This is a genomic window from Cytobacillus spartinae, assembly GCF_042865285.1.
GTDB classification, from domain to species: Bacteria; Bacillota; Bacilli; order Bacillales; family Cytobacillaceae; genus Robertmurraya_A; species Robertmurraya_A spartinae.
On the sequence record NZ_JBIACK010000026.1, the window covers coordinates 1 to 20,844 of the forward strand.

16 protein-coding genes and 1 other annotated feature are annotated in these 20,844 nt (G+C 36.9%); of the genes, 11 read left to right on the plus strand and 5 right to left on the minus strand.

The genetic code is table 11. The features are described from left to right. Positions 1-406 precede the first annotated feature (406 nt). The 3 genes from ccpA (at position 407) to motS (ending at position 3,097) form a co-directional block, all read left to right on the plus strand. Positions 407-1,408 (plus strand): catabolite control protein A, encoded by a 1,002-nt coding sequence (ccpA, locus tag ACFYKX_RS26645; protein WP_389365278.1) that lies wholly within the window; start codon positions 407-409, stop codon positions 1,406-1,408. A 128-nt stretch (positions 1,409-1,536) separates the two neighbouring features. Continuing rightward, positions 1,537-2,355, plus strand: coding sequence for a flagellar motor protein MotP (motP, locus tag ACFYKX_RS26650; protein WP_389365280.1), 819 nt, complete (start codon positions 1,537-1,539; stop codon positions 2,353-2,355). Continuing rightward, positions 2,345-3,097, plus strand: a complete 753-nt coding sequence (gene motS / locus ACFYKX_RS26655; RefSeq protein ID WP_389365282.1) for a flagellar motor protein MotS — start codon at positions 2,345-2,347, stop codon at positions 3,095-3,097. The genes motP and motS overlap by 11 nt, the downstream gene beginning before the upstream one ends. Positions 3,098-3,234: 137 nt before the next feature. On the opposite strand, the gene ACFYKX_RS26660 is transcribed toward motS, so the two are convergent. From ACFYKX_RS26660 to ACFYKX_RS26670, 3 genes are all read right to left on the minus strand, one after another. Next, positions 3,235-4,407, minus strand: a complete 1,173-nt coding sequence (locus ACFYKX_RS26660; RefSeq protein ID WP_389365284.1) for an acetoin utilization protein AcuC — start codon at positions 4,405-4,407, stop codon at positions 3,235-3,237. Then, a complete protein-coding gene (locus tag ACFYKX_RS26665) occupies positions 4,404-5,051 on the minus strand; it encodes an acetoin utilization AcuB family protein (RefSeq protein WP_389365286.1) in 648 nt (215 codons plus the stop codon). The genes ACFYKX_RS26660 and ACFYKX_RS26665 overlap by 4 nt, the downstream gene beginning before the upstream one ends. Positions 5,052-5,183: 132 nt before the next feature. Then, positions 5,184-5,816, minus strand: coding sequence for a GNAT family N-acetyltransferase (locus ACFYKX_RS26670; RefSeq protein ID WP_389365288.1), 633 nt, complete (start codon positions 5,814-5,816; stop codon positions 5,184-5,186). 237 nt (positions 5,817-6,053) lie between these two features. Here ACFYKX_RS26670 and acsA point away from each other — a divergent pair, with 237 nt between their 5' ends. Then, positions 6,054-7,772: an acetate--CoA ligase gene (gene acsA, locus ACFYKX_RS26675; RefSeq protein WP_389365290.1), complete on the plus strand. Its 1,719-nt coding sequence runs from the start codon at positions 6,054-6,056 to the stop codon at positions 7,770-7,772. Between the two features lie 109 nt (positions 7,773-7,881). Continuing rightward, positions 7,882-8,340, plus strand: coding sequence for a GNAT family N-acetyltransferase (locus ACFYKX_RS26680; protein ID WP_389365292.1), 459 nt, complete (start codon positions 7,882-7,884; stop codon positions 8,338-8,340). A 75-nt stretch (positions 8,341-8,415) separates the two neighbouring features. Here the strand turns inward: ACFYKX_RS26680 and ACFYKX_RS26685 are convergent, their stop codons facing one another. Then, positions 8,416-11,313 (minus strand): transglycosylase domain-containing protein, encoded by a 2,898-nt coding sequence (locus ACFYKX_RS26685; RefSeq protein ID WP_389365294.1) that lies wholly within the window; start codon positions 11,311-11,313, stop codon positions 8,416-8,418. Positions 11,314-11,516: 203 nt separating this feature from the next. Then, positions 11,517-11,774: a binding site (T-box leader), on the plus strand. Between the two features lie 58 nt (positions 11,775-11,832). Here ACFYKX_RS26685 and tyrS point away from each other — a divergent pair. From tyrS to ACFYKX_RS26700, 3 genes are all read left to right on the plus strand, one after another. Continuing rightward, entirely contained in the window at positions 11,833-13,095 is a 1,263-nt protein-coding gene (gene tyrS, locus ACFYKX_RS26690) for a tyrosine--tRNA ligase (protein ID WP_389365296.1), read from the plus strand. 320 nt (positions 13,096-13,415) lie between these two features. Continuing rightward, entirely contained in the window at positions 13,416-14,885 is a 1,470-nt protein-coding gene (locus tag ACFYKX_RS26695; RefSeq protein ID WP_389365297.1) for a flotillin family protein, read from the plus strand. 155 nt (positions 14,886-15,040) lie between these two features. After that, positions 15,041-15,652 carry a YitT family protein gene (locus ACFYKX_RS26700; protein WP_389365299.1) on the plus strand — a complete coding sequence of 204 codons (612 nt, stop codon included), beginning with the start codon at positions 15,041-15,043 and terminating at the stop codon, positions 15,650-15,652. Positions 15,653-15,784: 132 nt separating this feature from the next. On the opposite strand, the gene rpsD is transcribed toward ACFYKX_RS26700, so the two are convergent. Beyond that, the gene (rpsD, locus tag ACFYKX_RS26705; RefSeq protein ID WP_389365301.1) at positions 15,785-16,387 is read right to left on the minus strand and encodes a 30S ribosomal protein S4; all 603 of its coding nucleotides are present in this window, start codon (positions 16,385-16,387) and stop codon (positions 15,785-15,787) included. Between the two features lie 466 nt (positions 16,388-16,853). Between rpsD and ACFYKX_RS26710 the strand changes: the two genes are divergently transcribed. The 3 genes from ACFYKX_RS26710 to megL all read left to right on the plus strand — a co-directional run bounded on the left by ACFYKX_RS26710 (position 16,854) and on the right by megL (position 20,805). Then, the gene (locus ACFYKX_RS26710) at positions 16,854-17,447 is read left to right on the plus strand and encodes a hypothetical protein (RefSeq protein ID WP_389365303.1); all 594 of its coding nucleotides are present in this window, start codon (positions 16,854-16,856) and stop codon (positions 17,445-17,447) included. A gap of 130 nt (positions 17,448-17,577) precedes the next feature. Further along, complete coding sequence (locus ACFYKX_RS26715; RefSeq protein ID WP_389365305.1) at positions 17,578-19,452, plus strand: sensor domain-containing diguanylate cyclase; 1,875 nt, start codon at positions 17,578-17,580, stop codon at positions 19,450-19,452. Between the two features lie 165 nt (positions 19,453-19,617). Then, a complete protein-coding gene (megL, locus tag ACFYKX_RS26720) occupies positions 19,618-20,805 on the plus strand; it encodes a methionine gamma-lyase (RefSeq protein ID WP_389365307.1) in 1,188 nt (395 codons plus the stop codon). Positions 20,806-20,844: the final 39 nt, after the last annotated feature.

The following is a 20,844-nucleotide window of genomic DNA, read 5'->3' on the forward strand; positions in this document are numbered from 1 at the left end:
CGGACTAATCTCTTGTGTTCAACATTACAATAAAGTACATGCTTAGTATAAGATTGAACCGCCGTATACGGGTCCGTACGTACGGTGGTGTGAGAGGTCGGAGGTTCGTCACCTCCTCCTACTCGATGTGGTGTTATAAGTTGTTATATGCAAAATTTGCTTTAAAGCTATGCTTTAGATATAAAGTGTAAATTTGTTTTTTTTGTAAAAAAACTTATGTTGACATTGCTACAAAGCTCACTGTGAAGTATGATTAAATACATAATTAGATTGTTTAACTTGTCACAAACTTTTTGGTGTCGACAATTTGGGGAATAACTTAAATAAGGCCTTTAGATGTGACTAGATTCGGCACTATTACTAAAAAATATGATAAAGAACGGTTTAGAATGAAGGAGTGAATTTGATGAACGTAACTATATATGATGTAGCACGTGAAGCAAATGTATCAATGGCAACGGTTTCTCGAGTAGTAAATGGAAATCCTAATGTTAAGCCCGTTACAAGGAAAAAGGTTTTAGAGGTAATCGACAGACTTGGGTATCGTCCAAACGCAGTTGCAAGGGGTCTTGCTAGTAAGAAAACGACAACAGTTGGTGTAATTATCCCTGATATCTCTAGCCCATTTTTTGCAGAACTAGCAAGAGGGATTGAGGATATAGCAACGATGTATAAATATAATATCATCTTAAGTAATTCTGATCAGAATAAAGAAAAGGAATTTCATCTGTTAAATACGATGCTGGGAAAACAAGTGGATGGAATCGTATTCATGGGTGGCAATATTACATCAGAACACGTTGTGGAGTTTGAAAAATCACCGGTTCCTATCGTATTAGCTGGTTCTATTGAAGAAACAGGAAAAGTTCCTTCTGTTAATATTGACTACGAACAAGCAGCGTTTGATGCAGTTCAGTCTTTTGTAGAAAAAGGGCATAAACAAATCGGTATGGTTATTGGTCCCATGCAAGAGCCCATTAATCAAGAAAAGAAACTAAATGGCTACAAACGCGCTTTAATGGAAGCAGATCTTAACTATGAAGAAGATTATGTTGTAGAGGGTGACTACACATATGATTCTGGTATTGAAGCATTTGAGAAATTGTTAGAACTAGATACAAAGCCATCAGCAATATTTGTCGGTTCGGATGAAATGGCTTTGGGTGTTGTTCATGGAGCAATGGATAAAGGGTTTAGAATCCCAGAAGATTTTGAAGTAATCAGCTCTGATAACACAAGATTATCTTTAATGGTTCGTCCACAATTAACTACAGTGGTACAACCATTATACGACATTGGTGCTGTAGCAATGCGTTTATTAACAAAGTATATGAATAAAGAAAAAGTGAGCGATCATACGGTAATTCTTCCTCATAGAATCGAGAATCGAAGCTCAACAAAGCAATAATTTTGTCGATATAAATAGAAACCTGTTGAGCATCACGCTCACTCGTTTTCCGTTCAAACTAAAAGAATGATAACGAATACAGGATAAAAGACAAAAGCAGAATGTATTGCTAGTTAGGGAGAGGAATTATGAAGAAGCTCGATATCCTAACGCCGATTGGGTTAGTTGTCGGTGTAGTAATGGTTATATTTGGGATTGTTTATAATGGGGGATTAAGTGGATTCCTATCCTTTATTGATCCGGCATCCATGTTAATTGTGCTAGGTGGATTAATAGCAGGATTATTAGTTAGTTTTCCACTTAAAGATATAAAACATTTAATAACGGTATTAAGACAATCCTTCTCTGATAATGAGAAGAGTTTAAGAGATCTTATCAATACATTTGTACGATTATCTGACCGTGCGCGAAGAGAAGGATTACTTGCACTTGAAACTGAAATTGAGAGTGTAGACGATTCTTTTATCCGAAAAGGAATTTTACTTGCAGTAGATGGAATAGAACCAGATGTAATTAATGACATCATGAGTGCTGAAATTGCAGCAATGGAAGAACGCCATCGGAAAGGTCGGGGAATTCTTGAAAAAGCGGGGGAGTATGCACCTGCTTGGGGGATGATTGGTACCCTAATTGGTCTTGTCCTTATGTTAAAAAACTTAAATGACCCTTCTACATTAGGTCCAAATATGGCTATTGCATTGTTAACAACCTTATATGGATCATTGTTGGCTAATCTGGTGTTTATTCCTATGGCGGCAAAGCTTGCTTTAAAGACTGAAAAGGAAGTTTTTATCAAACAGATTATTATTGAAGGTGTCATTGGCGTTCAATCAGGACAGAATCCTAAAATATTGGAAGAGAAACTAAGTGCATTCTTATCTACTAAAGAAAGACAACAAGAGCTTGAAGTAACAAAAGACGGGGAGGCTCTAGAAGATGGGGTTTAAGAGAAGACCTCCTCAAGTCCCACCAGGTGCACCTCGATGGATGGTCACTTTTTCTGATTTAGTTACTTTAATTCTCGTATTCTTTATTTTACTTTTTTCAATGTCACAGATTGATATTATAAAATTTAGAGCTGTAGCAGAATCATTTAGAGATCGGCAAACCTTAGATTTTTACCCTTCGATTATTCCGTTTGAACACCCAACAGAAATGGAAGAAGAGGAGAATCAACAGGACACAGAAAGTAAGAGTAACGAGGGAGATGTAGAGGAAGAACAATCCCTTAATAATCTATTAACTGAAATTCAAGCCTTTTTAGAGCAAAATGGAATGGATGATGTGATCGTTGCTAATCGAACGGAGCGAGGGGTAGTTTTAGTCTTACAGGAACAAGTTCTTTTTGAATCCGGTGAAGCTGAAATTGTTAATAACTCAAATGCGTTTTTAGATAAAGTTGGGACATTGCTACAAAGTATCCCGAACTTAGTAAAAGTTGAAGGTCACACAGATAATCGTCCCATTTCAACAGCTCGCTTCCCATCAAACTGGGACCTTTCTACAGGTCGTGCAAGTAGTGTTATCCGATATTTAATTACTAATTATTCACTCGATCCAACTCGATTTATTGCGATTGGCTATGGGGAAACCAGACCAATCGTCCCTAACAATGGACCTGAAAATTGGTCAAAAAATCGAAGAGTAGAGATTGTTATATCAGATCCAAAGTTTAAAGAAGAAGAATAGTCTTAAAAGCCCCACTGAAAGTACAGTGGGGCTTTTAACATGTAAGAATAATAGAATGGTAAATACTTTTATGGGTAACAAAGTATAAGTTTTTCAAGTTACATTGGTGTCTAGCTCCAGCGCTTTTCTTAGTAAACTTATCCTGATTCACACTGTAATTTATTTCGAATAGGATAAAGAGCTTTACTAACTGTTTGAGAATTTTTTTCGGTGATTTCTTGTTTTCTAGGGATAGGTGGATACAAATCTGTTGGGTCTTCCCAGTTCAACGGCAATTTCACGGGTGCTTTGTCTTGCCATTCATTAATCCATTCAGTCGGTAGATTACCAGTACAATTAGAATTTTCTGTCATCTCTAACCATATGTGTGCCCATGCACGCGGAACGACCCTCCAAATATCATATCCCCCCCCACCTACTGCAATCCACTTTCCATCACAGTATTCATGAGCAATCTGGTGTGCAAGTTTGGGAATTTCTCTATAGATTTTCATGGTTGCTGATAAATGGGTTAGCGGATCTAGGTAATGGGAATCAACCCCATTTTGAGTTAAGATAACATCTGGCTTAAAGAATTCAGCCACTTCTCTTAAAGAGGTTGTATATGCCTCTAACCAAGATTCGTCTTCTGTAAAAGCATCAACTGGAATGTTAAAGGAATACCCATATCCAGCTCCCTGCCCTCGCTCATTTACATTACCTGTTCCGGGGAATAAATATCTTCCCGTTTCATGGATAGAAAGCGTACACACATTTGGATCATCATAAAATGACCACTGTACTCCATCCCCATGGTGTGCATCTGTATCTACATATAATACTCGTGCATTATATTTTTCCTGCATGTACTTGATGGCGACAGAACTATCATTATAGATACAGAATCCAGAAGCCTTTCCTCTGAACCCATGATGCAATCCCCCGCCTAAATTAACTGCGTGTTTGGCTTTACCAGTCATCACATAATCTACAGCAGTCAATGTCCCTCCGACTAATAAGGAACTCGCTTCATGCATATTTGGAAAAATAGGAGTATCCTCAGTACCTAATCCGTAATTCTCTGCAGTATCGGGATCGAGCTGTCCATGACCTGCCAATCTGACAGCGTTTACATAGTTAGGGTCATGTATGAGTTGAAGCTCCTCTTCAGTTGCAGAGCGAGGAGGAACAATTTGCTGGTTCGTTATCGCATTCATCTTATTTAAGAGACTTAATGTTAGTTTTAGGCGTAACTGATTAAAAGGATGATTCGCATTAAATTTATAATTCAGCTGTTCTTCAGAAAAAATAAACACAGAATCATGCGTCATAATGTAATCCCCGGTAAATTAGGCCATAGCACATGATGACCAGCTTCTTTTAAATCTTCGATCACGCCTATTGGATTCATTGTCTGAACTCTTAAAACGAGTATTTTATAGCTAGGATCCTTTTTATCAGGATAGACTAATACACTTTGAATATTGGCCTTCCGATTGCGTATTACTGTAGCAATTTCACAAAGCATACCAGCCTTGTTAGGAACTTTTACTTCAATCTGTGATCCAGGCTGATGTGCTCCTGTTAGTTCGACTAAAGTGTGTAGCAAATCAGTTTCTGTAATGATTCCTACCAATTTTTGATCATTTACGATTGGTAGACAGCCGATATTGTGTTCATAAAATATTGCTGCAATTTCTTCAACAAAGTCTAGCGGATGTCCTGTAATGACATCCGTTTTCATAATGTCCTTTATTGGTTTTAATAGGACGTCCTTATGCTCATCAGCATAAAAAATAGAAGGAGTAACATCCTTTATATCTCGATCCGTTACTAAGCCAACAACCTGTTCATCTTTATCTATAATAGGCAAATGCCTTATTTTTTTATCTTTCATTAAATGAATGGCGTCTGCTATGGAGTCTGTTGGAGATAGTGTGGAGACGCTTGTTTTCATAATCTCTTCCACAATCATTCTATAATCCCCCTTTTCATCACTAATGCTTTTGAGTAGTTGTACTCAAGTAAGATATCGTTCATATCCTATTCTCATTTATAGATATATACTATTCATAAGATAGATAAAATGATATACAAAAGGTTCTAACTAGTACATAAAACGGTTCATAAAGCGTAAGCGATCAAATTGTTGAATAGAATCCTGGTCAACACGCTTACCTATTCTCGCCATTAGGCAATTTGCAGGGTGAGAGCTAATTTCGGGATCGTCTGTTGCGTACCATTCTAGTCCGCCTGCATTCATCATTTTCTCCATTACTTTTCTATACTCCCAAACATTTAGTCCAGTCCCTTTTAAATCCCAATGCCAATAATATTCCGTAGTGATAATAATGAAATCTTCCATAGCGTCATCCATCATTGAAACGACTAATAGGTTCTTCCCTACTCTATACCCGCGAAACTCTGGAATTACTTCTATTGCACCAAGCTCAATCAAATTCTCCATTTTTCCTTCAGACCAACGTTCTAGTGGATCTGGATATAAGTAAGTAACATACCCAACAACGGTATGACGGTTTCTAGCAACAATAATTCTGCCCTCAGGTAAACGTGCTATTTCTACTAAAGCTTTATGTTGTTGTGCAGGAGGACGGAAAGCAACCAGATCTTCATGAAATTCTAAGTCAGCTAGTTTTTCTGGTGAAATGGGTCCTTCAATTATTAAATTTCCATGAGGAGTTTTTAATTCTTTGGCGTTATATATTTTTTTGTGTTCCATCGATCCACCACCTAAATTAAATCATAAAAAAGTTATAACATCATTATACATGAAAAGGAAAAAAATTAAGCGCTTTCACCAAATTTTCTGTTTAATTTGAAAATATTTTGTGACAAATTTGCATATGATTCATATGAAAAATAGCAAGTAGAATATTTTAAAAATTGAGAAAAAATACTATATGTAATATAATTGGTATAAATTCATTATTAGGATAGCAAAAGGGGGATTATAGTAATGAAAGTGGAAGCGCTACCAGTTACACAAGGGGATTTCAATCTAAAAAGTTATGAAGAGATGTACAAGCAATTTGATTGGAAAGAAACTGAAAAAGTATTTTCATGGTCTGAAACGGGCCTTGTGAATATGGCTTATGAGGCAATTGATAGACATGCTGAATCTCACCGAAAAAATAAGGTTGCCCTATATTATCGTGATGGTGTAAGAAATGAAAAATATACGTTTAAGGAAATGAAAGAGTTATCAAATAAAGCTGGAAATCTATTAAAAACGTATGGAGACGTTGAAAAAGGTGACCGAGTGTTTATTTTTATGCCAAGATCTCCGGAACTCTATTTTACTGTTTTAGGAGCTATAAAGCTTGGTGCAATTGTAGGTCCTTTATTCGAGGCGTTCATGGAAGGTGCCGTTCGTGACCGATTAGAGGATAGTGAAGCGAAGGTACTTGTAACAACCCCACAATTGTTAGAACGTGTACCGGTAAGCGAACTTCCAGCATTAAAGCATATTATCCTTGTTGGTGATGATGTAAAAGAAGAAGGTCCTTATATTGATTTTTATAAAAAGTTTGAGCAATCGAGCAATAAATTGGCGGTTGAGTGGGTTGACCGTACAGATGGACTAATCTTGCACTACACATCTGGTTCTACTGGGAAGCCAAAAGGTGTATTACATGTGCATAATGCTATGATTCAACACTATCAAACTGCCAAATGGGTGTTGGACCTAAAAGAAGAAGATGTTTATTGGTGTACAGCTGACCCTGGTTGGGTAACAGGTACTTCTTATGGTATATTTGGACCTTGGTTAACAGGCTCATCAAACCTTATCGTTGGTGGTCGCTTCAATCCCGAAACATGGTATAAAATGATTGAGGAGTACGGCGTTACGGTTTGGTATAGTGCGCCAACAGCTTTCAGGATGTTGATGGGTGCTGGAGACGAGGTTGTAAAGAATTTTGAGTTGAACAGTCTTCGACATATTTTGAGTGTTGGCGAACCATTAAACCCAGAGGTAGTAAGATGGGGGTTAAAAGTATTCCATCTTCGTATTCATGATACGTGGTGGATGACGGAAACAGGGGGACAATTAATTTGTAATTACCCTTGCATGGAGATCAAACCAGGTTCTATGGGTAAGCCGATTCCTGGTGTTAAGGCTGCAATTGTTGACGACCAAGGAAATGAGCTACCGCCTTATAGAATGGGGAACCTAGCAATTAAAAAAGGCTGGCCTTCCATGATGCATACGATTTGGAAGAATGAGCAAAAATACGAGTCTTATTTTATGCCTGGTGATTGGTACGTTTCAGGTGATTCAGCATATATGGACGAGGACGGATACTTCTGGTTCCAAGGCCGTATTGATGATGTAATTATGACTTCAGGAGAGCGTGTTGGTCCATTTGAAGTTGAAAGTAAGTTAGTTGAGCATCCAGCGGTAGCAGAAGCCGGTGTAATCGGTAAACCAGATCCAGTTCGTGGAGAAATCATCAAGGCATTTGTTGCTTTACGTGATGGGTTTGAGGCAACTGACGAACTAAAGGAAGAGATTCGCCAATTTGTTAAAAAGGGTCTTGCAGCCCATGCTGCACCACGTGAAATTGAATTCCGTGACAAACTTCCAAAAACAAGAAGTGGTAAAATTATGCGCCGGGTTCTGAAAGCTTGGGAACTAGACTTACCTACTGGTGACCTATCGACTATGGAAGATTAAGAATAAAAAAATCCCCACTCCTTGATAAGTGGGGATTTTTTCATTGGCTAATCTGAATCAAACAAAAAGGGAAAAAGGAAATAACTTTTTCAATGAAGGAGTTCAAAAGATGTTAGATATAACAATTGAAGAAATTACTAAGGAAAATTGGGAAAAAGCCACTGAAATCTCTGTTCATGACTCTCAGAAGCCATTTGTGCCAACTGTTATGGAATCACTTGCCTATGCCTATATAAAGCCATGGGATGATGCGTTAGATCCTTATGTTTTGTGTGTTAACAATAAAATCATTGGATCATTCTATATTTCTTATTCTCCAGATAGTAAGGATAATTATTGGATAGGAGGTTTTCAAATTGATAAAGAATATCAAGGGAAAGGATATGGAAGGCATTCATTAAATAAAATAATAGATTTTATTAAAGTGAACCATTCAAAATGCAAAGTCATATCTCTAACAGTGGAAAAAGAAAATGAACAAGCAATTCGTCTATACAAAAGCATTGGATTTATCACTCAAAATCAAGAGAATTCCTATAATCAAGTGATATACAAACTAGAACTATAATTAGATAGGAGTTAAATATAGGATATAAAAAGAGATTGGAATATGCTCCAATCTCTTTTGTAATAGTCATAATAATTAATTGTTACCTGAGTTATTGCCGCCACTAGGATTTGTAATTGGGTCATCTATAATTGGATCTGTTATAGGATCTGTTCCATCCCCAGGATCTTCTTCAGGAGGATCTTCAGGTTTACCCTCTCCATCTTTCGGATCCTCTTCAACAGGTTCTGGTTCTTCTTTAGGTCCAACTTGTACCTCATTAGATGGTGCAGATTCATTTCCAGCAATATCAACTGCTGTCACATAATATATTCCATTTCCACCCGTATGACTTAAAGGTAAACCAGCTTTAATACTTGCAACCTTAGTTCCATCCTTATAAACTCTATAACCAACTACGTCATTTTCTGGATGCTTTGACCATGTCAATGTTTTATTAGAGCCTTTTAACGTTAAGGCAGCAGGCGTTTTACCGTTGTCCTCCATCTTATCATCTGGAAGAAGGATACTTGCCCATCGATCCTTTTTAGGGATAAGATCTTCTGTAGGTGTTTTAATTCCAAATATTTTTTCAATATAATCAGGATTTAAGATAAGCCCAACCTCAGCAAATTCCTCTGGAGTCGAATCAAGAGCAACATATTTTTTGTCTCCAATGGTGACAAACTTGCCTTCCGTTAAACTATCATCCACTTTGCTAGGGACATATTTTGCGTTAAACAAATCGGTTTCGACCAATCCAGCTTTCGAGCATGCATCAGATGGAAGTAATCCTGAAACAGCGCAGAAGGAGCGTCGAACGATTCCGCCAGGCATTTTGAAGCTCTCAGCAGGGTCAACAAGCTCAGGCTTCACGTCATAGGCAGCATTTAATAGATCAGACCATAGATAAATATTACGAACTCCATATGATAAACCTTTATAGCTTCTTTCTAACGGTCTAGGTGTGTCATAACCAATCCATACCCCAAAAGATACATTTGGATTTGTTGCAACGAACCAAGCATCTTTATAATCTTGTCCAGTACCGGTTTTACCAGCCCAATCTGCACTGAATTTCAGACGTGAATTAACTGCTGTTGCTGTTCCAGAGCGTATAACATCACGCAGCATGTCAATCGTTAAATAGGATGTTTGTGGACTAAATACTTCGACTTCCTCTACTTCGTGTTGATAGATGACATTGCCATCATTATCAACAATTTTCTCAATCATATAGGCATCAATGAATTTTCCACCATTAGCGAATGTTCCAAATGCATTCACGTTCTCTTCAACTGTAACACCATTTGTTAGTCCACCTAATGCAGTAGAACGGTTTTCATAGTCTTCAGGAGTAAGTGAAGTGAATCCCATTTTCGATAAATATTCTGCTGGACGCTTATCTAGAATATCGACATAAGCTTTAACAGCAGGTACGTTGTAAGATTGCTTTAGTGCATGACGTGCTGAAACTAGACCGCTATAGCCGCCACCATAGTTTGTTGGCCATGGCTTACTGCTAGCAGGATTTAAGCTTAAAGCAACGTCAGGTAAAATGGACCCTGGAGCCAATGTTCCTAATTCCATAGCAGGTGCGTATACAAGTAGAGGTTTCATCGTTGATCCATTTGGACGTTTTCCACTTGTAGCATGGTTTAGCTGTTCCTGACTGTGATCTCTACCACCAACGAAACTAATGATTTTACCTGTTTTGTTCTCAATTAGAACAGCGCCAAGTTCTACTGGTTTTTCAACAGTTACTTCCTCTTTTGTATCAGGATCAACTTCTGTTTCTCTCACATTGCTTCCGTAATAAGGAAAATCATCTTTTACTTTTTGCATAGCATCATAAATGTTTTTATCAATGGTCGTGTGAATTTCATATCCATTTTGACGAAGATTTCTGTCTGCTAATGTCATGTATTCTTCGTTTAAAGCATCATCATTTGTAAGGTCCTCAGCTGTATATCCGTCCTTTTCAGCAAGAATCTTAGATAGAACTTCTACGGCACGCTTTTCAATCTCAAATGTTAGCCACGGATATTGTTCTAGTGGACTAGGACGGAAAGGGATAAAATCTTGAGTGATATCATATGCTAATGCATCATTGTACTCTTTTTCAGAAATTGAGCCGTTATCATACATACGATTCAGTACAGTCTTCATTCTTGTTAGACCAGGCTCTAAATATTCTTTTTCCTTCAACTCTCCCTTATTTGTAAAAGGGGTATATCCAAAAGGACTTTGAGGTAATCCAGCGATAAATGCAGCCTGTGGAAGCGTTAATTTACTAACATCTGTACCGAATATACCTTTAGCTGCAGCTTGTACACCACCGATATTTCTTCCAGAAGAATTACGGCCAAATGTAGAAACATTTAAATAAGCTTCAAGTATTTCTTTCTTGTCAAAGAATCTTTCTAAACGAAGAGCCAGCAAGATTTCTTTTGCTTTTCTTTCGAAAGATATTTCATTCGTCAGGATTTGGTTTTTAATCAATTGTTGTGTTAAGGTACTTCCACCAGATTGGACATTAGAGTTTGTCACTTCCTGGAATAGCGCACGCATAATTGCTTTTGGAACAACACCATCATGCTCATAGAAATATTCGTCCTCTGTTGCAACAACTGCTTTTATAAGGTAGTCTGAAACTTGATCTAAAGTGACTTCTTCCCTTTCAAGATCAGTTCGCAGTTTCCCTAAATACACATTGTCTGCGAAATATAGATTAGAAGTTTCTTCGTAGTTATATATGTCTTTTTTCATACTTTCATAGGTGCGGATAGGCTCATCTTTTACAAGTGATGCAAAGTAACCTGCTCCTACACCGCCAGCAAATGCTCCACCAAGTATGACAATTATTAAAAATAATAAAGTAAGATTCCAAACGACTTGATAGGTGATATTTGCGCCTTTAATCGTTTTCTTATGTGTAAAAAATCCAAGCCAAGACTTCAATTTATTCTTGAAATTTTGATTTTCTTCGTTCATTACATCAATCCCCCTAAAATCAAATACATTATAGCATAAACGGCAGCATTAGTATGTCAAGGACTTACATTTTCTGAAATTTTCCTTTTTTATAGGGGCTTAAATATCGTCGAAGATTTGAATTTAGTATGTTCATTCTTGGAATTTTATTTGACAAACGACTTTGTTTTATGATAAAAATTCTTTATCCTGAAAAATTATATCATCTGGTGTTGACGGGAATAAGTAGTCCTTCTATCACTGTTTGCAGAAAGCTGGCGGTTGCTGAAAGCCAGTACAAATAGAAGAATGAATTACCTCCCCGAGCTTTTGCTGTGAACCTTGAAGGTAAAGTTTTAGCAGCAAACGGTAAAACCGTTATCTTTTTAAAGTGGAGTATTTTAGTGTTGTTTTAACAATTTGTTAAAACGGCTAAATTCTCAAGTTGGGTGGTACCGCGATCTATATACATCGTCCCTTCGAATAAAATTCGAAGGGACTTTTTGTTTTTTATTAAGGAATAATAAGGAGGTAATAAAAATGAATTTATTGGAAGATTTACAGTGGCGTGGAATTGTATACCAGCAAACTGATGAGCAAGGTACGAAAGATATTCTAGAAAAGGAGAAAATCTCCTTATACTGTGGAATTGACCCAACAGCTGATAGTATGCATATTGGTCATTTACTACCATTTTTAACATTGAGAAGATTTCAAAATGCAGGACACCGTCCAATCGTTCTAGTTGGTGGAGCAACGGGACTTATTGGTGATCCTAGTGGAAAAAGTGAAGAACGTAAACTGCAGACTGTTGAACAAGTTCAAGAGAATGTTGCAGGAATCAAAAAGCAAATGCAAAACATCATTTTTGATTTTGAAGGTGAAAATGGAGCAATCATGGTGAACAACTATGATTGGGCTGGTTCTATGGACATTGTCACTTTCCTAAGAGATTACGGGAAACATGTAGGAGTAAACTACATGTTAGCGAAGGATACCATTTCTTCTCGTTTAGAAACAGGAATTTCTTTTACGGAGTTTACTTACACCATCCTACAAGCGATGGACTTCTTACACTTGTATGAAAATCATAACTGTAAGATGCAAATTGGTGGTAGTGACCAATGGGGGAACATTACAACTGGGTTAGAACTTATTAGAAAAATGGCTCCAGAAGGTTCTAAAGCATTCGGCTTAACTATTCCACTTGTTACAAAGGCAGATGGTACGAAGTTTGGGAAATCAGAAAGTGGGACTGTGTGGTTAGATGCTGAAAAAACATCACCATACGAGTTTTACCAGTTCTGGATTAACACAGCAGATGCCGATGTAATTAAATACTTAAAATACTTTACATTCCTATCAAAAGAGGAAATAGAGGCTCTAGAAATTTCTGTTCAGGAAGAACCTCACTTAAGAAAAGCTCAAAAAGCACTTGCGGAGGAAATGACACGCTTCGTTCATGGAGAGGAAGCACTTCAGCAAGCAATTAAAATTACGGGTGCTCTTTTTAGTGGAGACATCAAGAACTTAACAGCTAGTGAAATTAAACAAGGCTTTAAGGATGTACCATCTTATGAGCACACGAGTGGCGAGGACATTAATATTGTTGAATTACTAGTTGCTTCGAACATTGCTCCATCCAAGCGACAAGCACGTGAGGATGTATCTAACGGAGCGGTTTCCATTAACGGGGAACGTGTGACAGAACTTGAATACACAATCTCAGAAAAAGACCGTATTGAAGGTGAATTCACTGTAATTCGTCGAGGGAAGAAGAAGTACTTCTTAATTAAATACTAATTCTTTGAAGCAGACTTAGGTTATTTAGCCAAGTCTGCTTTTTTTGACTTTTCTAAAATTATTGAAACCTTTTCGAATCATTATCGTAAATACAATTGGCAACAAATAACATAGAAGGGGGATAAATACATATATCTATTAGAATTGAATCCGTCATTAAATGAAGTCCTTTTCTGAAAGTTTTCCTTTTTACACATTGCTAATAGATATGCGCTAAATGTATTTGTCCAATTTTCCACTTCTTTAGGAAGTTAGAAATTGTCAATTTCCTATCGAATATAGTGAGTTGACAAAATTTATTTATAGGAGGAATAGAGAGAATGTTCGAATTTGTTGGGGTAATGATGATCCTAATTCCGATTCTTATTGTTGCAGCAATAGTAGGTGTCGTTTATTTCTTTTGGGTAAAAATTCGATACCGTACCGCCAAGTCTAACGAAGCATTAATTATTACAGGACCAAGGCTAGGTGATCCTGAAAAAGAATCTAATATTTTCACAGATTCTGAAGGTCGTAGTATGAAAATCATCAGAGGTGGAGGTTACCTTTTAAGACGTTTCCAAACATCAACACCGGTTAACCTTACTTCGTTCCAGTTAAAGCTGGCGACTCCAAGGGTTTATACAAACGGTGGAGTACCTATCGTTGCAGATGCGGTTGCGATGGTGAAGGTTGCAGATACGTTAAATGGAATTGCCAATTATGCTGAACAATTTTTAGGGAAAAACCAAAAAGAGATAGAGGACGAAATCATAGAAGTATTAGGAAGTAATTTGAGAGCAATTCTATCTAAGATGACCGTTGAGGAAATAAATAATGATCGTGAAAAGTTCAATCATGACGTATCTGAAATCGCACAAAAACAATTAGATTTAATGGGATTCAAAATTACAGCCCTAGGTTTAACAGATATTAGAGATGCCGATGAAGAAAATGGATACTTAGAAAACCTTGGGAGACCGAGGATTGCAGAGGTTCGAAAGCAAGCAGAAATTGCTGAGGCTGATAGTGAAAGAGAAACTCGTATTCACCGTGCGAAGACAGACCAAGAAGCAAAAGAGGAAGAATATAAGCGCCAAATTGCAGTTGCTCAGTCGAAAAAAGAAAAGGATATTAAAGATGCTGCATTTATGGAAGAAACTGAGCGAGCTCGTGCAAAGTCAGAGCAGGCTTACGAGTTAGAAAAAGCGAAGCTTGCTAAAGAGGTTAAAGAAGAAGAGTTAACACTTAAGTACCTTGAGCGAGAACGAGCAGTTAAGCTAGAGGAAGAGGAAAGTAAGGTACGAAAAGCAAAAGCGGACGCTTCATACTATGAAACAACTAGGAAAGCAGAAGCTGAGGCACGTAAAGCTGAAATTGATGGAGAAGCGAAAGCGAAGATACGCAGAGAAGAAGGTTCTGCTGAAGCAGATGTTATTCGCGAACGTGGTAAAGCGGAAGCGGAGGCTCGGAAATTATTAGCAGAAGCAATGGAAAAACATGGGGATGTCATCATCACAGAAAAATTAATTGAGATGCTTCCTATCTTTGCAGAAAAAATTGCACAGCCTCTTAATAATATTGACTCTGTTAAAATTATCGATTCAGGCAATGGTCAGGGGATCCCTTCATTCGGAAAGAGCATCACCAAAACAATGGTAGATATGCAAGAGCCTCTGAAAGAAATGACGGGGATTGATGTAGCTGAGTTAATTAAGTCATACGCTGTTAAGTCTAAGGGAAATAATATCCATATTAATATACCTGAAAATGTTGATCATCATGTAGAAAGTGATGAAGAGGAAGTTTAGTTTCAAAGCGGTTTTAATAAAAGTGCGGGTAGAGTGTTAATCATTTAACACTCTACTTTTTTTGAATCAATAAGCTCTCTTTTATTATTTTCTGTTTCATATTAAGATAAGATTAGATTTTAATCGGACAAGTTATTTGGCTAGGAGACCTTTTAATGAATATATTTATGAAACTTATCCTACTTGGTGTAGCAGCATCGGTACAAGGCTTTGCAATGGCGATTTTTCTATTTCCGCATTACATTCCTTCTGGTGGGGCAGCAAGTGTTAGTGTGTTGATGAATTACCTATTTAAAATTCCATTTTCAATAACACTTCTAATTTTAAATGCCAGCTTGTTAATTGCTGCTGTTAAATGGCTTGGAAAGAGTAATGCACTATGGACGATTTACTGTGTAATAGTCACCTCAGCTATAATTGATATTCTTTCGCCTTTTTTAGTTGAACCTGTATCAAATGTGTTTGTGGATTTAGTTATTGGTGCCATTATCTTTGGGGTTGGAGTAGGAATCCTTTTTCGATTGGGGGCATCTTCGGGAGGGATGGATATACTTGCTCTAATCATTTCAAAAACTAGAGGTGTCCCACCTGGAAGGGCTTTGTTTTTCATTAATGCAAGTGTATTGCTACTAACTGCATTACTTGTTGACTGGAAAATAATTATATTTGCTATAGCCTGTCAATTTATTAGTACACGAGTGTTGGATGTTATTTACAAGCTGCCAATTCCAACCGTAATTACAAAGATGTATAAACAAATTACGTAAGCACGGTTTTATTACCGGGCTTTTTTTTATCCTGAGAGTCAAAAAGATCATCATGTATATTATGTTATCGTTAATTCAAAACAAACAAAAAACCCTGTCGAAATAAACGACAGGGTTTTATACATGATCTTATTAACGAGAGTAGAACTCAACGATAAGAGCTTCGTTAATTTCAGCAGGAAGTTCAGAACGCTCAGGTAAACGAGTGAATGAACCTTCTAATTTATCAGCATCAAAAGTTAAGAAATCAGGTACGAAGTTGTTAACTTCGATTGATTCTTTAACGATATCAAGGTTACGTGATTTTTCACGAAGGCTGATTGTTTGACCTGGTTGTAAACGGTAAGATGGGATGTCTACACGCTTACCATCAACAAGAATGTGACCATGGTTAACGATTTGACGAGCTTGACGACGAGTACGTGCTAAGCCTAAACGATAAACAACGTTATCTAAACGAGACTCTAAAAGAGCCATGAAGTTTTCACCGTGCTTACCTGGCATTTTACCAGCTCTATCGAATAGGTTACGGAATTGACGCTCAGTAACTCCATACATGTGACGAAGCTTTTGCTTCTCTTGTAATTGTAAACCATATTCAGATAATTTTTTACGTTGGTTTGGACCATGTTGTCCAGGAGCGTAAGGACGCTTTTCTAATTCTTTACCTGTACCGCTTAGAGAAATTCCAAGACGACGAGATAATTTCCAGCTTGGACCAGTATAACGAGCCATAATTGACTCCTCCTTGTGTTTTTATTTTGGTAAAATAAAAACAGTTGCGCCACGATTTTATGCCCATTTTGTTTCAGATACCTTCGCCCTAGCAGCAGCGGGTTACGCAGTACCCCATCATAGAGTGAGCTCTATAGAGGAACAAAATGATATACATAAAGGTGTTCACATAGGCTGCAATATTTTACACAAAGAATATTATATAGCTTTAGTGAATCAAAAGTCAAGGTGTTTTACCATAAGGCAGCATTACTAGAGAAAAATAAGTCTATTCGAGGGACAAATGATAAGTTATCTATTCATACTTCTTGTATTTAGCGTTAACACTTTCGGGAATCGATAAACTTGAAAAACTAATGATGAATAAACGTGTCATAACATTATGTTTGGAAAACAAAAAATATATTTAATCAACCTATTATAGAGATGTATTATGATATAATAGTGTATAAAAAGTGTGATTATATTGGTTGAGTCAAAAAAAGATAAGCGTATTCGCTTTTTTTTAATTTTTTGCTTTGCAAGTTTAGTCATGGTTGGATTTTATTATCAATCAAAACAGACAAGCACTTATATAAAGGAACCACATCCGATGGCTGTAGTCATCAAGGAAGGAAGTGCTTCTGGAGATAATCCTTATGTTGGGATTTACGATTATCGTGATCAAAAGCATCTATTAGCTCTTTATGAGATTGAGCAAAATAATTTCTTCCATTTTAAAACGTTAAAGGCTACTGCTCTTAAGGAATCACCAGAGCAATTAGCAAATGATGCTAGTGGAAATGGGTTGTGGGTTAGAGTATCAGGAATATGGCATTATTTTAATCCTAATTTAGAGATTATAGAGCGAGATGAAAAATATAGGATTTCGAAAGACAAACTTAATTACTCTGTTCATACATCAGAAGAAGGTAATGTAGTTACCATCTCAGACAGTAAAAAAATCGTAGTTGAACGGAATGAAGTGGTCTATGGAGTTCATTCCTTATCGAATGATTCGACAGTTTGGCTATTAATGACGGACAAAGGTGCGAAAATTTCGATAATTGAAACGAAATAGTCATAAATTTTACAGGAAATCTCATCCAAATGAATTATAATAATACATAAGTTCAGCAAGATAACGGTTTTATACCTTAAATTGGAACGAATTATTGGTCAATCTGTAAAGGTAATAGGTGATGATATAAATGGAATTGCTTGAGAGAGAACTAATCCTGAAACTTAAAAGTCGATTCTTTGATCTAATTGATACAGAAGACGGCTTATTACATTATGAAAAATTGGTCAATCAAATGTTATTAGTGATTAAGGAAATAATCAAAGCAGATACTGTTGAACTCTTTAACTGTAACGAATGGAAACAGCAAATATACCTTGAGGCATCAACAAATGTATTAAATTCCCAGAATACTCAGCAATTTCTTGTTTCTTGGATAGAGTTTGAAGAATGGGTAAGTAATACATCCATATTAGTAAAACCAATCCCTATTCCTTCTTTTAAGGATTATGACGTCCTACTACCCTTAAAGAAAGGTGAAAATCGTTTAGGTTACTTGGCTATTAAGTATAGCCATGAAATAGACACGGACTTCTTACATCAACTAAATAAGGAGTGTTCATCTTTCCTCTTTAAAGCTCAAGAGTTATGTAAAGTCGTTGTTGAAGAAAAACGATATAAGCAACTCTTCAGGGTAACTGAGAAATTCCATTCTTCAATGGATATGGATGCTGTTCTTGGAGAGATTATCTATACATTACAAGAGGTTTATCCCACCTTTACGTATTACTTAATGCTATCTCATGACAATAATAGTCATGGAGACTTACCAATAAAGGATTTAGAGTATGACAGTGAAAATATAGCTGCTATGCAATCTTATGTAACAGGTACTGTTCAATTTGAAGATTCTTTACAGGAAAAAAGATCTGTATTGTATGCGCCACTCAAAGGAAAACAAGGTGTGTACGGAGTTCTTCAAGTAATTGCTCCCAATGCACTAACATTTCCAAAAAATGAGGTTGAGTTTATAACACTACTAGCAAACACTGCTGGATCTGCACTGGAAAACGCACAGTTGTATCAGCAGTCTAGACGGCTCATTTCTGATCTTCAACTTATTAATGAAACTTCTCATCGCTTAAATTCTAATCTACGTTTAACAGAAACCATGAGTTACATGACGGAACAGATAATTGACTCCTTCTGTGCAGACGAGGTGGGATTTATACTTGTTACGGAAGACTTTATAAAATCTAAAGTTTTAAAAGGAAGTACTGAATTCTTTTATCAAGATGAAGCAAAACTCTATATTGATTATATTAAAGATAAAATGAAGATAGAAAAGGATTCTTTGTTCATTGGGGATTTGAGTATTCAAAATAAGGCAGAAGAGGTACAATATAGGTCCATTATGGGCGTACCAATGGTGCAAACTGGGACTATTAAGGGATTTGCATTGGTTATGCATCATGAACCATACCATTTCTCTTTTGAGACCTTTAAATTACTACAATCTTTAATTCATCATTCGACATTGGCATTTACAAATTCAATGCTTCGAGAAGAATTGGAAAAAATGGTAGTAACGGATCACTTAACAAAGCTATCGTCAAGAAATTATCTAGACGAAAGAATACATCAATCAATGGATGAAGATGCTCAAGGTACATTCATCCTAATAGATATTGATAATTTTAAGAAAATAAACGATACTTACGGTCATCAAATTGGGGATGATGTCCTAGTACAAGTGGCTGACGTCATTAAGAGTAATATCCGTGACAGTGATATCGGGGCGAGATGGGGTGGCGAAGAGCTGGCCGTTTATCTTCCTAGAATTCCACTAGAGGTCGGTGTGAACATCGCAGAGCGTCTAGTGAAAGTAGTGGCAACAAATTCTAAGCCAAGTATAACTATTTCTTGTGGTGTATCCTATTGGAATAAAGACCACAAGGACACATTCAATAGCTTGTTTAGAAGAGCTGACCAAGCGCTATATGTAGCGAAAGAAACTGGAAAAAATAAGGTCGTAATTCAAAGCAATAATGAATTACCTGTTTAGGCACTTTCTAGAGTGCCTTTTTATTTTTTTCTGTTATCACATTAAAGCAGTCACGTGGTATTTTCTGTAAAACTCTTCCTTTATGGAGCGAATTATCATATCCTATAAGAGGAGCTTTTTTACTTTAGTGTTAATTGGAAGCGTTTACAAACCAAGGAGGACATTATGGGAGAAAAAAGAAATTTAAATTTTGAAACAGAAGTCGTTCATACAGGCTATGATAGTAAGCAGTTTCAAGGGAGTTTAAATCCTCCAATATTTCAAACTTCTACATTCACATTTGAACATGCAGAGCAAGGGGAAAAACGATTTTCAGGTGAGGAGGATGGTTACATCTACTCTCGACTTGGGAATCCAACCGTTAGAATACTAGAAGAGAGAATGGCAGCGCTAGAAAATGGAGAAGCTGCGTTAGCATTCGGATCTGGGATGGCAGCTGTGTCAGCCATCTTAGTAGCGCTTACTAAGTCTGGAGATCATATCCTTTGTTCACAAGGTGTTTATGGCTGTACGTTTGGACTCCTTCAATTAATGAAAGAAAAATATCATATAGGGCACAACTTTTCATCAATGGATACAAGGGAGCAACTATTAAATGCAATTCGGCCAGAAACCACTTGTATATATGTAGAGACACCCATAAATCCAACTATGAAACTCGTAGATTTGGAAATGGTCAGCTCGGTAGCAAAAGAAAAAGGGATTCCGGTGGTCGTCGACAATACCTTTTCTTCCCCATATCTTCAAAATCCTCTTGCAATTGGATGCGATGTTGTCATCCATAGTGCCACTAAATATATCTGTGGCCATGGAGACGTAATTGCTGGGATAGCGGTGGGGAAAAAAGAGTTTATCAATGAAGTAGCAATGACCACACAAAAAGATATAGGTGGAGTTATCTCTCCGTTTGATGCATGGCTTTTATTACGTGGACTTAAAACTCTAGCAGTTAGAATGGACCGGCATTGTGATAATACGGATAAGATATTCAAATTCCTATCTAATCACCCGAAAGTTAAAGAAGTCTTTTATCCTGGTGACCATAATCATCCAGATTATGAAATTATGAAAAAACAAATGCGTAAACCTGGTGGATTAATTTCATTTGCTGTTAATGGAACAAAAGAGACTGCTCAGAAATTCATGAATGAACTGAAGTTGATTAAAATTGCCGTTAGTCTAGGAGATGCAGAAACACTTATCCAGCATCCTGCAACAATGACTCACTCCGTTATCCCAAAAGAAGATAGGGAAAGAATGGGAATAAGTGATACTTTGTTAAGACTATCAATTGGTCTAGAAGCTTGGGAAGATATACAGCAGGATCTTGAGCAAGCTCTGCAAAAAATATAAACGGATGGAAAAAATAATAGTGATTAAGAGATTGTAATC

What these genes read in the sequence shown, in the direction of transcription:
- ccpA (WP_389365278.1), top strand. Translation starts at nt 407, where the DNA reads ATGAACGTAACTATATATGATGTAGCACGTGAAGCAAATGTATCAATG.
- motP (WP_389365280.1), top strand. Translation starts at nt 1,537, where the DNA reads ATGAAGAAGCTCGATATCCTAACGCCGATTGGGTTAGTTGTCGGTGTA.
- motS (WP_389365282.1), top strand. Translation starts at nt 2,345, where the DNA reads ATGGGGTTTAAGAGAAGACCTCCTCAAGTCCCACCAGGTGCACCTCGA.
- ACFYKX_RS26660 (WP_389365284.1), bottom strand. Translation starts at nt 4,407, where the DNA reads ATGACGCATGATTCTGTGTTTATTTTTTCTGAAGAACAGCTGAATTAT.
- ACFYKX_RS26665 (WP_389365286.1), bottom strand. Translation starts at nt 5,051, where the DNA reads ATGATTGTGGAAGAGATTATGAAAACAAGCGTCTCCACACTATCTCCA.
- ACFYKX_RS26670 (WP_389365288.1), bottom strand. Translation starts at nt 5,816, where the DNA reads ATGGAACACAAAAAAATATATAACGCCAAAGAATTAAAAACTCCTCAT.
- acsA (WP_389365290.1), top strand. Translation starts at nt 6,054, where the DNA reads ATGAAAGTGGAAGCGCTACCAGTTACACAAGGGGATTTCAATCTAAAA.
- ACFYKX_RS26680 (WP_389365292.1), top strand. Translation starts at nt 7,882, where the DNA reads ATGTTAGATATAACAATTGAAGAAATTACTAAGGAAAATTGGGAAAAA.
- ACFYKX_RS26685 (WP_389365294.1), bottom strand. Translation starts at nt 11,313, where the DNA reads ATGAACGAAGAAAATCAAAATTTCAAGAATAAATTGAAGTCTTGGCTT.
- tyrS (WP_389365296.1), top strand. Translation starts at nt 11,833, where the DNA reads ATGAATTTATTGGAAGATTTACAGTGGCGTGGAATTGTATACCAGCAA.
- ACFYKX_RS26695 (WP_389365297.1), top strand. Translation starts at nt 13,416, where the DNA reads ATGTTCGAATTTGTTGGGGTAATGATGATCCTAATTCCGATTCTTATT.
- ACFYKX_RS26700 (WP_389365299.1), top strand. Translation starts at nt 15,041, where the DNA reads ATGAATATATTTATGAAACTTATCCTACTTGGTGTAGCAGCATCGGTA.
- rpsD (WP_389365301.1), bottom strand. Translation starts at nt 16,387, where the DNA reads ATGGCTCGTTATACTGGTCCAAGCTGGAAATTATCTCGTCGTCTTGGA.
- ACFYKX_RS26715 (WP_389365305.1), top strand. Translation starts at nt 17,578, where the DNA reads ATGGAATTGCTTGAGAGAGAACTAATCCTGAAACTTAAAAGTCGATTC.
- megL (WP_389365307.1), top strand. Translation starts at nt 19,618, where the DNA reads ATGGGAGAAAAAAGAAATTTAAATTTTGAAACAGAAGTCGTTCATACA.